We start from the raw sequence: 13,035 nt of genomic DNA, 5'->3' as shown, positions 1-13,035 counted from the left end.
AGGGTAGCGAAAAGCGCCGCTCAGGGGAATGCTCGATGAAAGGAATAGCGGGTCGCTTATACAGTTACTGCGCTTGCCAATCGGCCTTTTCCTTCGCTTGTACAAGGTGGGTGGCGCCAGTACCATTACCGCTCTCTTTTTCCGGCAGGAGCGGTTGCATGATTGCGGGCAGTATGGTGGCACTGGTCACGCCCATGGATGCTCAAGGTGGTCTCGATTGGGACAGCCTGAGCAAACTGGTGGATTTCCACCTGCAAGAGGGCACCAACGCCATCGTCGCGGTCGGGACCACCGGCGAGTCGGCCACGTTGGAAGTGTCCGAACATATCGAAGTGATCCGACGGGTGGTCGATCAGGTCGCCGGACGCATCCCGGTGATCGCCGGTACGGGCGGCAACTCCACGCGCGAGTCGGTCGAACTGACGCGCGCGGCCAAGGATGTGGGCGCCGATGCCTGTCTGCTGGTCACGCCCTATTACAACAAGCCGACCCAGGAAGGTCTGTACCTGCACTTCCGGCACATCGCCGAGTCGGTGGCCATTCCGCAGATTCTCTACAACGTGCCGGGTCGCACCGTGTGCGACATGCTGCCGGAAACGGTCGAACGCCTGTCGAAGATCGCCAACATTATCGGCATCAAGGAAGCCACCGGCGACCTGCAGCGCGGTCAGGAAGTCCTGGATCGGGTGAGCAAGGATTTCCTGGTGTATTCCGGCGATGACGCTACCGCCGTCGAACTCATGCTGATTGGCGGCAAGGGCAATATCTCGGTGACCGCCAACGTCGCGCCGCGCGCCATGGCCGAAATGTGCGCCGCCGCCATGGCTGGCGACGCCGTTACCGCGCGGGCCATCAACGATCGTCTGATGCCGCTGCACCAGGCGCTGTTTATCGAGTCCAACCCGATTCCGGTGAAGTTCGCCCTGCATGAAATGGGCATGATGCCGGATGGTATCCGCCTGCCGCTGACCTGGCTCAGCCCGCGTTGTCATGAACCGCTGCGTCAGGCCCTGCGCCAGACCGGTGTATTGGTTTAATCGAGGAAATACTACGCATGAAGCGACTGGGCGGACTCTCCGCACTTGCTCTGATCATCTCCAGCGCCAGCGGTTGTGGCTGGATCTATGGTGAAGACGGCTATTTCCGCGATCGCGGCAGCGATTACCTCGACGCTCGGCAAACCGCGCCCATGCAGCTGCCGGCGAACGTCGAGGCCAAACGCCTCGACCCCTTGTTGCCGGTGCCGCAGCAGGTTGCCAGCAGCACGGTCGAGGGTGAATACGAAGTTCCGCGTCCGCAGGCGCTGGCCGTGCGTGCCGATGCCAGCGAGTTCAGCCTGCAGAAAAGCGGCGAATCGCGTTGGCTGGTCGCCCAGCGCGTGCCCGCCGAAGTCTGGCCGATTGCCCGTCAATTCTTCGATGACAACGGTTTTCGCGTTGTCGACGAGCGTCCGCAAACGGGTGAGTTCAGCACCGATTGGCAGCGTTTCGACGCGTTGCCCGCGTCCGTGGCGCGTAGCCTGTCGGGCGTGACGGCGGATAGCGAAACCCGCGTGCGCGTGCGTATCGAGCCGGGCGTGCAGCGCAATACCAGCGAGATCTTCGTGGTCAGCGCCGAGCGTGCTGCGGGCAGCACGGCCGAGGTCGCTTTCACTACGCGCAGCGCCAACTCCAGCCTGGATGCCGCGCTGCTCGACGCCATGCTCGTGAGCCTGGCGCGCAGTGCCGAGCAGGGCGGTTCCGTATCGCTGCTGGCCGCCCGCGACTTCGATGCGCCGAGCCGCGTCAGCCTGTCGGAAGACGGCAACGGCAACCCGGTATTGAATCTCGGTGCCGATTTCGATCGTGCCTGGTCTGGTGTCGGTCGCTCCCTGGAAATGGCCGATGTGCGCATCGACGACCTCAACCGCAGCCTAGGTGTGTACTACATCAACCTGGCCGAAGGCGCGCAGAACAAGGACGAAGAGCCGGGCTTCTTCGCCGGCCTGTTCGGTGGCAAGCCGGACAAGGAAGAAATCGAGGCGCGCGCCGAGCGTTACCAGGTGCGCCTGACACCGGTGGGCGACAGCGTCCAGGTCACCGTGGAAAAAGACCTGAATACCATTGCCCCGGCCGATGTGGCACGGCGCATCCTCGGCCTGATCCAGGAAAATCTCGGCTAATCGGCTGTATGCACAGCCGTGATACCAATAGGCGAAACCCGGCGGGTTTCGCCTGTTTCGTTTGCTAAAGGCGGAAATCCCGATATGACCACTCCTGCGACCCTGAGCCTGAAGAAAATCTACTCGGGCAAAGTCCGCGACCTCTACGAAATCGACGACAAGCGCATGCTGATGGTCGCCACCGACCGTCTCTCGGCCTTCGACGTGATCCTCGCCGAGCCGATCCCGGACAAGGGCAAGATCCTCACCGCGATTTCCAACTTCTGGTTCGCCAAACTGGCGCACCTGGTGCCCAACCACTTCACCGGCGACCAGGTCGAGGATGTGGTGCCGGCCGCCGAACTGCCGCTGGTGGAAGGCCGCGCCGTGGTCGCCAAACGCCTCAAGCCGGTTGCCGTGGAAGCCATAGTGCGCGGCTACATCGTCGGCTCCGGCTGGAAGGAATACCAGAACAGCGGCAGCGTCTGTGGCATCCAGCTGCCCGCCGGGTTGCAGGAAGCCTCCAAGCTGCCACAGCCGATCTTCACCCCCTCGACCAAGGCCGCCGTCGGCGACCACGACGAGAACATCTCCTTCGAGCAGTGCGAAGCCATCATCGGTGCCGAACTGGCCGCCCAGGTGCGTGACACCGCCATCGCCCTGTACAGCGCCGCCGTCGAATACGCCGCCACCCGCGGCATCATCATCGCCGACACCAAGTTCGAATTCGGCCTGGACGAAAACGGCACCCTGACCCTGATGGACGAAGTGCTGACCCCCGATTCCAGCCGCTTCTGGCCAGCCGACAGCTACGTCGAGGGCAAGAACCCGCCGAGCTTCGACAAGCAGTTCGTACGCGACTGGCTGGAATCCACCGGCTGGAACAAGGAGCCGCCAGCCCCGGCCGTACCGGCCGAGGTCGCGCAGAAAACCGCTGACAAATATCGCGAAGCCCTGATCAAGCTGACCGCCTGATCGACCGCTGAGCGGCACAGTAGAGGCGCTCAGGCGCCTCTTTTGCTTGAGGGGCGCAGCAAACGGCTGGGGGTAGGAGCGGGGGCGACGCCCAGTCCCATGCCCGCGAAGCCTTTGCTCCTCGATAGCGAACGCCGCCGATGCGGCGTCTTGCCCACGCCTCGGTGCTTTATCCAAACATCCGCCTCAGTCGAAGCGAGCGGGGCGCTTGCAGTGCATGCGCACCCAAGCCGCCCGCGCAAGCATCTGAAAGCATGCGAAAAAATCTACCGATTGGGCTTCGCCAAACGCGTTTGTACTGCTATCATGCGCGCCGCCACGGGAAGATGCCGGAGTGGCCGAACGGGACGGATTCGAAATCCGTTGTATCAGCGATGGTACCTAGGGTTCAAATCCCTATCTTCCCGCCATACTAAAAAGCCCCGTAATTCAATGAGTTACGGGGCTTTTTCTTGTCTTTGAGAAAGTGAAAAAACGCTTGGGGGCAAAATTGGGGGCAAATGGGGGCAAAATCCAGTCCTTCCAGACCGCTATACCCCGCCCCAATCCTCCCCAAATCCCATCAGCTCAGACACATGGTGACCCATCCGTTTGGTGTCAGCCGGGATCAGCTTTGCATAGTGTTTCTTAATCATAGTCGTGTCGGCGTGACCCAGTTGCTTAGCCAACCACTCCAGCGTGACGTGGCTTGATAGGGCCTGGCTCGCATAAGTATGGCGGCATTGGTTGATGCCCCGATGGCTCACCTTAGACTTGACCAAGTGCTCCTTGAACCATTCATCCAGGTGGTCAGGGTGCCAGGCATTTTCCGTCGCCCAGTCCCTGAACAGAAAGGTGACATGCTCCGGCTCGCTGGTAAGGTTGTCGCGCTGGGTGACATCAATGTGCTGTGGCTTACAGGCGGCTGTGTCTTCTAGGACGAGTTTCATCAGCGCAGCCGCTGGTTTGATCAACTCAACAAAGCGCTCACGTTTTTCCTCCTTGGGGATACGGTAGATGCCATCCACGTAGGCGCGGCGTACATGGATTAGCTTGTTATCGAGATCCACGTCCTCTCGGGCCAGTGCCATCAATTCTGAGCGTGAGAGGCCCATCCAGCAGTTCATGACCACCACACGGGCTTCACGAAGCCGCCGAGGGTCTGCCTGCTCAATCCGTTTGATCTCTTCACGGGTGAAAGGATCTGCCAGGCTTTTGTATTTCACTTTGTGGTTGTGGATGCTCTTCATGTGATCGCTCGAAATTAGTTCGTTTGCTTTTGCGTCAGCCCAGACCCCGCGAGCAATGGTTAGCACGTCGTTGACCGTCTTCGGCGAAAGCCCTTTCTTACCGTTCTCAGGCTTCACTAGATGATTGCGAAACAACCTGAGATCTTGAATCGTCACCTTGTCGATGGGCCTATCGCCAAGGTGACGAATTACATGGCCTGCTTTGCATTTGTAGTTGAGGTAAGTCGTCGAGGCCGTTCCGCTCTTTGCCACGCGTAGCCAGAGCATCACGCCCTCTTTGACTGTCATGGTGGGGGAGGCGGGCTCTAACGATTTAACGGCTGCTATAGCCACCTTAGGTTGTGCAGGAAGAGGACTTTTCGCCTGATCAGTCTCGCCAGCCTGAGTCACCTTTGCGGAGTCAGGGAATCGGCGCTGGTAGTCAAAGACGCCACGCTTAATCTCGTCGACCACCAGCTCGCGAACGCTCTTGGCATAGGCGATAGTTTTCTCATTGACCGGCATGTCACGCATCACTTCACGACAGCGTTCGCCGTTGAGCGTGAAGCCGATGCGGACTCTGCCGTTGTGGATCTCAACACCTTTGGGCATTTTCATGGTTACAGTGCTCCTGACATCCATTTCTCGATGGCTTCGCGGTTGTAGATGACGCGATTTGCCGGGTCTCGATCCCAATGCTTGCCCTCATGCCATTGGCCGCTTCCCCGGTACTTGCGAGCAGCCTCCGTGCTGATGCCAAAGACAGGGAAGAGCAGCTCTTGCCTGACCCATTTAGCGGGGACAATGGCGAACTGCTGCTTAATGCTTGGTGGTGGAATGGTGTCGTTGTCGGTGAATTGTTTCGCTGCTGCTGTCATTGCTCTTCCTCTGGTTTTACCAATAATAATTGCAATTGCTGTTGTGGTGGGCAAAAAAAGGGTGCCACGGCTAAGCCATGGCACGACGCTGTCTGATTAGGCCGGTGACGGTACCGACGATCAGCACGCTCTCATCTAGACGGTGCATCCTGTCGGGGTACTTCGGGTTTAATGTCTCAAGGTAGAGTTCACTCAGCGTCTGGCGCAGACGGCCAAAACCAGCGATGCCTCTGGCGTCCCGAATCACCACATCGTCATTGTTTTGGGGGGAGACTGTTGGATCAACCAGGATCAGGTCGTTATGAAGGTAAGCAGGCTCCATTACATCGAAACTGATCTTCATCCAAAAGGCCTCAGGGCTGTGGTCAAAGGGACTCAAGAACCAGCCTTCGGTTTCATGGCTTCGGTGGGCTTCGTTCGGAGTGCTCAGTGCTTCATTAACCCAAGTGATGATGGGCAGTATTCGTGATGGGGTGGGAGAGGGCGTATGCGTATGGGGAGCAGGCTCATCTTTCACTTCAGGCATGATTATGGCGCGGCTGGCAAAGTCTCTCATTACCTGGGAGTTATGTTCTTCACGGGACAAGACCCCCATGTCTTTTCGAAGAAAAGCCCCTTTCGCCTCATAGAGGTTGCCACCCTGGATCAGCCACTCAGGGGTGATATGTAGCGCCTTCGCCAGTTCAAGGATCTTCTTGGTGCCCTTGTTGCGTCCCGTCTCAAGGTTACCAATAGTGGCTTGAGAAAGGCCTGATTTGGCAGCCAGTTGAGCCTGCGTGAGCTGGTTCTGTTCGCGCAGAAATGTGAGTCGTTCAGCAAAGCTGTCCAGCGATTTTTGCGTGGTCAGTGCGATGCCTTCATCCCTTTCGTCATGGGCTTTTGAGTCGCTTTCATCGGAAGAGAGTGTTGAGGCTTCTCCATTGAGAAGCCACTCGACAGATACCTGAAGTGCTTGTGCGAGCTCTACGGCGTTGTGGGAGGTCTTGGACGACCCGCTCTCCAGAAGTGCAACGCTCGATTGGTTAATCCCTGCCAGCTTCGCGAGGTCGGCTTGGGTCAGCTTGCGAGCCCTGCGCGCTGCGGCAATTCGTCCGCCAAGGGTGTTTGTGTCGAAAGCCTTCATCAGCGTCGTTCCTCATTCAGTTAGCTCGATCCTACTCATCAATAATAGCCTTGTCAATAAATGCTGTTGACAATTGCAAAAAGGTTAGTGATATTGGCGTGTAACAGCAGTTGCTGTTTTTTAATGGCTGATAAGGAGTAGAAGGCGATGAGAAGATTGAGTGCTGAACACTGGCGTGTGCGGGGGAGTGGCAAGGAAGCGGCGCAATCTTGGTTGGCGTTCGCGCTGGGTTCGGAGGTGAGCCATGGGTAATGTGAGCCCGATGCGGCACCTTAAAGATGTCATGAATACCTATCCTACAATGTCTTCATGGGCAAGGTTTTGTATTGAGAATAAAGGCCTTAAAGATATGCCCGATTGGCCTAGTTGGTGTTTTCTACCTTCATCATTATGGGCAGCCTTAGTTTGGAGACAAAATTCAAGTCCGGAGTCTAGCGACTTTGACTTTTTCGAGGAGGGCGGGTTTTTATCGGTGATTAGCGCCTGGAGATATTCAAAAGGCATCTACAGGTTGGATGCTAGTTTGCTCTCTGCTCTAACAGAAACCGATATTGCTGAAGAGTTACCTTCAGAGCTTTTTCAACGGATGCCCGAGTGGAGTATCTATGTTGAATCACCGGGGTTGCCATGGGCGGGAACGCCTATTAATGGGTTTTGGGCAAGTCTTGATTGGGACTATACAAGTAATAACCAATATCTATGGTTCGTTCTCAATAGCGACAGAGGATTGTTACCGTTCTGTATTGAGGTTGGCGTCAAATCAATTGAAGAACTGATGCGTAAGGCAATGGCTCTTATGTATGAAAAAATTAAATCATCTAATTATAACGTCACAGAGGAATCAGTGCGGCAGAATTTTCAAGAGTTGAGGTCATTGATCTCAATTGTATTGTATTTATGCTCTTCGGAGCCTGACGTTGACCCAATGCTAATGCCAAAAATAGCATACAGAGAGTCACTTTTTCGCGAAGGTAAGAAGGGTAGCTATCTGTTCACGCCAGAAAAACCAAGAGTTTTCCATGTCGGAAATACGTTAGGGGCTAAGTTGAGAAGTACAGAGTCTCTGGCGAGTGGCAGAACAGTCAAAACTCACTTAAGACGGGCGCACTGGCATGGTTTCTGGAAAGGGCCTCGCTCAGGTGAGCGGAAGTTCATTTATCGCTGGATCCCTCCTCTTGTTGTCGAAGGTAGACCGGTATCTGAGGTGCTTGAGGTCTAGTCAGTGGAGTTCTTCGCCCCTGATTTCAACGTTCTGACTCTAGTGTGGCAAGACTTGACTGTGCGACGCTGGCTTTTTCCGCCAGCTCGTATTGTGTCAGGTTGCTGTATTTTCTGGCATACGCCACGCGCTTCCTGTGCTATCGATATTAATATTCATTAGTTTCTGTCGTCAGCTTGTGTCTATCGTCTGGCAATCATATCCACCTCTCACATAAGTGATATGTATCGAATACTCGATGACTTCTTATGACACCTGAAAACAGTTGTGGGAGTGTGATTCGCATATCAGGGATTATCACGTGATAACGGGGTTGTTGCGTGGCTATGCTCGGGGCAAGGGTTATCAAGTGATAAGGGGTAGGAGGGTGATGCACGTAGCAGGAGTTATCTCGTGATGACGGGGGGTGTGCGTGTTGCCGCCCAGGCCAAGTTTTATCATGGGAACGCACCTTCAGCGAATTTGAGTGATCAGCCATGGTGACCATGGAGTGCCACTCAGCATTTTGGCCCAAGCATCGTTATCACGTGATAGAGGGGCTGTGCATTGTGCTATTCGGGCCAGGGGTTATGCCCGAAAGCTGGGTTGGTTTCGCCCAAAGCAATGTATCGCAGTTATCCGTATATCTGACCCAATCACATGCTTTTAGGTCAGTGATTGTGCTTGAAATATACTTTTATTGGTAAGCGCTCTCATACATGTAAATCATCATGAAGAAAAGTGCTTTTGTTGAGGTTGTTTCGGCTGAAAGTGTGCGTAGAGGCAGCCGCGATATATTAATACATATATATTGACAGCATAAAATAAAGTTATGTAAGGGCTTGACGCGAGTGCCTGTTTGGCTGCTATTCTCACTGCAACTTAATTGTTGAGTGGTTGCTTGCATGAGTGTTATCTCGTCTAACCTTGCTGTTACGATTGGCCCCCTTGAGCCTATGGATGAACTCTATGACTCTGAGATCCTTTATGCCGCAAGTGTGCACATCACTCATGAAGGCTTACCGCTAATTTCATGTGCGCGCGTTTTCTTTTGTGTGTCGCGTCTCATGGGATTCTCTATTCTTGGGGTCACAGAAGATGATGGCCTTCCACGCGCATTCTGGGTCTCACCAGACAAAGAGCATGAGTTTCCTGGGCTTGTAGCATGCGGTGTCATGCAGCAGCAGTTTATTCAACGCCTACGCGATCTTTCACGTTCCTTCCGCGCTGACGTGCCGTTAAGCATTGAGCCATTCGGCGGTGACTATCCATTCGAGCTTCTGGTTTCCACCGCCTTTATTGGCCAGCATGGCACGGATTTGCTGGCTGAGATACCTGTGCAGTTTAAGAATAAGGTGTGGGTCGGGCCTGGCAAGCTGATGGCGATGTATAACTAATATTATCGCTGCACGGCGAGCCTGGCTCTCTTCCTATTGAACCTGGCGCTGTCACTGGGTCAGTGGTGTAGGGTTATTAACTATACACCGCACATTCAATAGTTTAGCTATTACTGGCGAATCGTCAGTGCGTATTTTCGTTGGGACAGTCATTAAACAGTCTTGGGACAGGTTATCCAGGACAGGAAATTTGCACCTTAAATTCAAGGCCAAGTCGATATACATAAGTTGTTGGGGGGAGTGATGAGCGAGTTGGAGAACATCCACAGCCTGTTACAAGGGCCAGGAGAAGTCATACCAGGCATTGAAATGTCGTGGGAGCAGGCACGTGACCGGGTGTTGTTGAGTGACCACAGTTGCTGGGTGCCATATTGCATTGTTCGTGATTGGATTTGGATCGATTTGATCCTTACCGATCAGGAGCGTGAGCAACTCCAAGCGGCAGGTCAACAGCCCGTGGTGATGTATTCGCACAGCGTGTTGTTCGACAGCAACCGGCGGTTTGATGTGGGCGACTGGGTGCGTACGAGCCCGCTCGTGACCTTCACCGAGGGCTGCTTTTTCCGTACTCGCAACAGCCTTTATGTCCTGGTTGGCGATGGTGTTCGCAAGCGTGCTGATCTTTCAACCGTAATGGGGCTTCAGTGATGAGTGAAATTGAGTTGATCCGCGAACGACTGTACGAGACGGCTGTGCCAATGCCGGGCATTGCGTTGTCGTGGTCTAAAGCACATGCACATCTCGATACCAGTATTCAGTCTGGCATAGAGATGGGGTTCATCGTCGAAGACTGGCTCTGGGCTGATGTCACCGGCATACCTGACGTTGAACAAAAGCACTTGCAAGCTGAGGGCTTGCAACCGGCAGTCCTAATCACCCGCGACGTGTTGTATCGCACAAATAGGCTCTTGAATTTTGGCGAGTGGGTGCGATCAGGCCTGCTGCTGGATTTCACAGAGGGGTGTTTATTTCATGCAGTAGACAGCTGTTATGTGCTGCTGGGAGATGGATTGCGCACGAATATTGATTTTCAAACGCTGCTGAAGCTTGTGCACTCCGAGGACTTCAATGACTGAACCTGATCCACGCCAGGCGGATGTGCGTTGCGATGTTTGCGATTGCAGTACACGAGTACCTGGCTTTGGCGAGCAGTTCGGCATGCTGCATGCCCACTGGGGGTATGGCTCTCAGCATGACGGTGAGCGCTATCGAGTGAGGGTGTGTGAGTCCTGCTTTTTCAAGGCGCTGGCCTTTCTGCGCCAGGAGCGCCGGATCAGTCGGTTATTTGGTGACGCCCAATCAGGCGATCTACATTTCGGCCTGGTCGCCCGTGACGAGTATTGGGACGAGTCCTAGCGGTTGGGCCTCGCTGATCCGGCGCCGATGCTCAATGTTCATTTTGCAATGCAGCCCATATCCCTGACTGGAAGGTTTTCATGTTTAAGACGCACCGAGGCATGCTTCTCAGCGATGAAGAGGTCATTGATTCTGCATCGAATTATGTCTACAGCAAGATGGTCGAAATGGATCTGTCATTACCCTGGTTTCATGTGGTGATCACCACGATTTCTGGCGGGGAGGAGTCCAAACAGCAGGTCATGCCAGGTGATGTCGAGATGTTCGAGTACCTGATTGAACTGGCGAAAGGACAAGCTGTTTCCCTGGATGTGCAGGTCATGCTGCCGCCCCAGATGACGGGGCGCGATGGTTGGTCAATGGAGCGCCTGGCGTCGCTGCATAGTGCGCGAGCGAAGGACAACCATCACCACTGGATCTACACCACCGTAAGCGGCGAGGTTTTCAGCTGTGGCGATGAGGGTGCGCTCAGTTTGGATAGCACTTCGGTCGTTCGCCTGATTTACCCGCGGCCCTGACCGGGTTTGATGAATCTGTAGTCCCTTGTCACGTCTTTTCGAGTCTATTTATGCGTATTCATTTGCTGTCGGATCTGCATCTTGAATTCAGTGTTTATGCGCCGCAGGTCGAGGACGCCGATGTCGTCATCCTGGCCGGCGACATCGATGTCAAAGCCCGTGGCGTTGATTGGGCCCGTCAGGCTTTCCGAGGGCATGTGCTCTATGTGCCCGGCAACCATGAGTTCTATGGGGGCCACTTGATCCGAACGCTGCTGAAGATGCGCTCGATGGCGGACGAGCGCGTGCGCGTGCTGGATCGAGATGAGGTGCTAGTCGGCGATGTGCGATTCCTCGGGTGCACGATGTGGACTGACTATGCCTGCACCGGCAATGCCCATCTTGCGGCATGGCATGCGCGCACGACCATGAATGACTTTCGCAAAATCCGTACCGAGCCGTTCGAGAACCTTGCTGAGTGCATGCAGGTTGCTTTCGATGCCGGTGCGAAACGCATCCTCCTGCCCATGGCCAGTGTGACGGACATCCCCACTGTGCCCGGTGAGCCGTTTGCCAAGTTTCAGACTGGCTTCTACAGCGATCCGGTGGATGCGGCGTTTAAGGCGCTTGGTGTAAGTTGAGCGACTACGGCTAATCAGGGCGCAGATGGCCGCGAAGGCCTGTAATGACAACACAGTCAAAGCGCTCGCCGCCGCTCCTCCGCGCCATGGCCCGTAACCCTGTTAGGTTCTTGCCTGGCGTATGCAACTCAAGGTTGTCCGGGGTATCGAAGAGCCCGTCATACTCTTCGGCATTTTGAACCCCGGCCAGTTTTTTGATGGATAGCGAGTGAATCGGGTCGTATCCATTTTCGTAGCCTTCGACGAGGACATCCATGTCATCTGGGTATTGCCCCAGCAGCTCAATTAGCTGGCCTATCTTCATTTTGATCACTCCTGTCTCAAGGCTTTGGTACCGAGGAAATAATGCTCTAGGATTTTTGCGAGCTTCATAGCATCCACACCGAAAATTTTCCAACCAGGTAATCACCTGCTTTTGTTTGTTCTCAAATATAGAGATCCGTCGAATTATTTTTTCAACTAAATAAAATTTAAAATACGACGAGCAGTCAACTTTGGCAGGTTGTCAATCTGGAAGAAATAGCCTGTAGGCTAAGTACTGCGTGGGTTTCGTTGATTTTTAGTCCTGCTGGCAATATTTCAGTTCTGGGGGGCGAGCGGTAGCGCTTTAGTAACTCTTGGTTAGCTCAATCCTGGTCGGTTTCATCCAAATTGGCTTGGGTTGTTTGCGGCTTCTGGGCCATCTATGTAGCAGCTACACGGCTAGATGCGGTCTATTTTTGAGCAGTTGAGAGGCGGCTCGACGAGTTTACAGAGGGCTAATTCACGTGATTTGAGGTACGGCTAATGTCAGTCATGTGCTTCTTGCAAACTGCCTTGAATAGAAAGGTCGGCCTTCACTCTGAGGAGCGCCGGTCGTCCATGACTAAACCCGGACATGCAGATGAGTACCTTTCGGATCGCTCTGCGTCACATGCTCGTATGTGGTAGTTATGCATTTTGGGATCTGTCATGCGCGAGCGTTGGCATTGGCTTGTAATGGTCGCGACAGCCGACAATAACTGCCACGGGGGCGGCGCAACCCCCGTCGAATCAATCCTCGTAGGCAATTTATTGATGAAAATTCAATTATCCGAAGTAATTATCACGTGATAATTGTTGCCCGAAGCGTCCCCCTGACGCGCAACATGGATGGGGGCGACTGCGCGGCTGAGTTGGATTGGTTAGCACCGTGCGCATTCCACGCCACCCGGCCACCCAGTCAACGCTTATCCGGCCGGCACAACACTCGGCATGTACCCGAGTCCAGTCGGGAGTGGGTCGTTGCGCGGAGGGAGCGGCAGGCACTGGCGGAAACAACCGGCGTTTTTCAAGGTAGTTGTCGCGTCGACCGTGTTTTTTATGCCGCCTCTTCCAGCGCGGATTGCTCCCGTTCCGGGTTGAGCATGACGGCCCCGATGGGCTCCCAGTTGCGCGTGTTACCTGACCAGCGCCTCGGGTGACGGGCACGGGCTTGCTGATACAGCGCATGCCGGCGCGCCAACACCTGATGATCCTCGCCGCGATGGCGCTCGGCCGGTGAGACGAAGCGGATACGGCTATGGCGGTGCTCATGGTTGTACCAGCGCATGAAGTCCCTGACCCAGCCCCTGGCTTCATTCAGGTCGGCAAAGCCGTCCTGC

General features: G+C 54.9%; 13 protein-coding genes, 1 tRNA gene and 1 pseudogene. 10 read left to right on the top strand and 5 right to left on the bottom strand.

Annotation, left to right across the window (positions count from 1 at the left end; all coding sequences use genetic code 11):
* The first annotated feature begins 158 nt into the window (after positions 1-158).
* The 4 genes from dapA to BM315_RS02620 all read left to right on the top strand — a co-directional run bounded on the left by dapA (position 159) and on the right by BM315_RS02620 (position 3,525).
* On the top strand, positions 159-1,037 hold the full coding sequence (dapA, locus tag BM315_RS02635) for a 4-hydroxy-tetrahydrodipicolinate synthase (protein WP_090497543.1): 879 nt from the start codon (positions 159-161) through the stop codon (positions 1,035-1,037).
* Positions 1,038-1,054: 17 nt separating this feature from the next.
* The gene (gene bamC / locus BM315_RS02630; RefSeq protein WP_090497541.1) at positions 1,055-2,161 is read left to right on the top strand and encodes an outer membrane protein assembly factor BamC; all 1,107 of its coding nucleotides are present in this window, start codon (positions 1,055-1,057) and stop codon (positions 2,159-2,161) included.
* Positions 2,162-2,245: 84 nt separating this feature from the next.
* Positions 2,246-3,115 (top strand): phosphoribosylaminoimidazolesuccinocarboxamide synthase, encoded by an 870-nt coding sequence (locus BM315_RS02625; protein WP_090497539.1) that lies wholly within the window; start codon positions 2,246-2,248, stop codon positions 3,113-3,115.
* Between the two features lie 320 nt (positions 3,116-3,435).
* Positions 3,436-3,525, top strand: a tRNA-Ser gene (locus BM315_RS02620).
* Between the two features lie 120 nt (positions 3,526-3,645).
* Here BM315_RS02620 and BM315_RS02615 read toward each other — a convergent pair.
* From BM315_RS02615 to BM315_RS02605, 3 genes are all read right to left on the bottom strand, one after another.
* A complete protein-coding gene (locus tag BM315_RS02615) occupies positions 3,646-4,941 on the bottom strand; it encodes an Arm DNA-binding domain-containing protein (protein WP_170862149.1) in 1,296 nt (431 codons plus the stop codon).
* 2 nt (positions 4,942-4,943) lie between these two features.
* On the bottom strand, positions 4,944-5,201 hold the full coding sequence (gene xisR, locus BM315_RS02610; RefSeq protein ID WP_090497535.1) for an excisionase family protein: 258 nt from the start codon (positions 5,199-5,201) through the stop codon (positions 4,944-4,946).
* Positions 5,202-5,271: 70 nt separating this feature from the next.
* Positions 5,272-6,324, bottom strand: coding sequence for a helix-turn-helix domain-containing protein (locus BM315_RS02605; RefSeq protein ID WP_141123918.1), 1,053 nt, complete (start codon positions 6,322-6,324; stop codon positions 5,272-5,274).
* A gap of 244 nt (positions 6,325-6,568) precedes the next feature.
* Here BM315_RS02605 and BM315_RS24205 point away from each other — a divergent pair, with 244 nt between their 5' ends.
* The 6 genes from BM315_RS24205 (at position 6,569) to BM315_RS24905 (ending at position 11,413) form a co-directional block, all read left to right on the top strand.
* Positions 6,569-7,543, top strand: coding sequence for an AcrVA2 family anti-CRISPR protein (locus BM315_RS24205; RefSeq protein ID WP_141123917.1), 975 nt, complete (start codon positions 6,569-6,571; stop codon positions 7,541-7,543).
* An 884-nt stretch (positions 7,544-8,427) separates the two neighbouring features.
* A complete protein-coding gene (locus BM315_RS24200; RefSeq protein ID WP_141123916.1) occupies positions 8,428-8,919 on the top strand; it encodes a hypothetical protein in 492 nt (163 codons plus the stop codon).
* A gap of 243 nt (positions 8,920-9,162) precedes the next feature.
* Positions 9,163-9,567, top strand: a complete 405-nt coding sequence (locus BM315_RS02590) for a DUF6957 family protein (protein ID WP_090497532.1) — start codon at positions 9,163-9,165, stop codon at positions 9,565-9,567.
* Complete coding sequence (locus tag BM315_RS02585) at positions 9,567-9,995, top strand: DUF6957 family protein (RefSeq protein WP_090497529.1); 429 nt, start codon at positions 9,567-9,569, stop codon at positions 9,993-9,995. Before BM315_RS02590 ends, BM315_RS02585 begins: the two co-directional genes overlap by 1 nt.
* A 360-nt stretch (positions 9,996-10,355) precedes the next feature.
* A complete protein-coding gene (locus BM315_RS02575) occupies positions 10,356-10,793 on the top strand; it encodes a hypothetical protein (RefSeq protein WP_090497525.1) in 438 nt (145 codons plus the stop codon).
* A 50-nt stretch (positions 10,794-10,843) separates the two neighbouring features.
* Positions 10,844-11,413, top strand: a complete 570-nt coding sequence (locus BM315_RS24905) for a metallophosphoesterase (RefSeq protein WP_090497523.1) — start codon at positions 10,844-10,846, stop codon at positions 11,411-11,413.
* 10 nt (positions 11,414-11,423) lie between these two features.
* On the opposite strand, the gene BM315_RS02565 is transcribed toward BM315_RS24905, so the two are convergent.
* Both BM315_RS02565 and BM315_RS02560 read right to left on the bottom strand, forming a co-directional pair.
* Entirely contained in the window at positions 11,424-11,717 is a 294-nt protein-coding gene (locus BM315_RS02565) for a hypothetical protein (RefSeq protein ID WP_090497521.1), read from the bottom strand.
* A 1,035-nt stretch (positions 11,718-12,752) separates the two neighbouring features.
* Positions 12,753-13,035 (bottom strand): annotated as a pseudogene (locus BM315_RS02560) (IS3 family transposase); the annotation flags it as partial.

Source organism: Pseudomonas borbori, assembly GCF_900115555.1.
Taxonomy (GTDB): domain Bacteria; phylum Pseudomonadota; class Gammaproteobacteria; order Pseudomonadales; family Pseudomonadaceae; genus Aquipseudomonas; species Aquipseudomonas borbori.
Note: the sequence above shows the minus strand (reverse complement) of the source record. Positions and strands in the feature narration are given on the sequence as shown.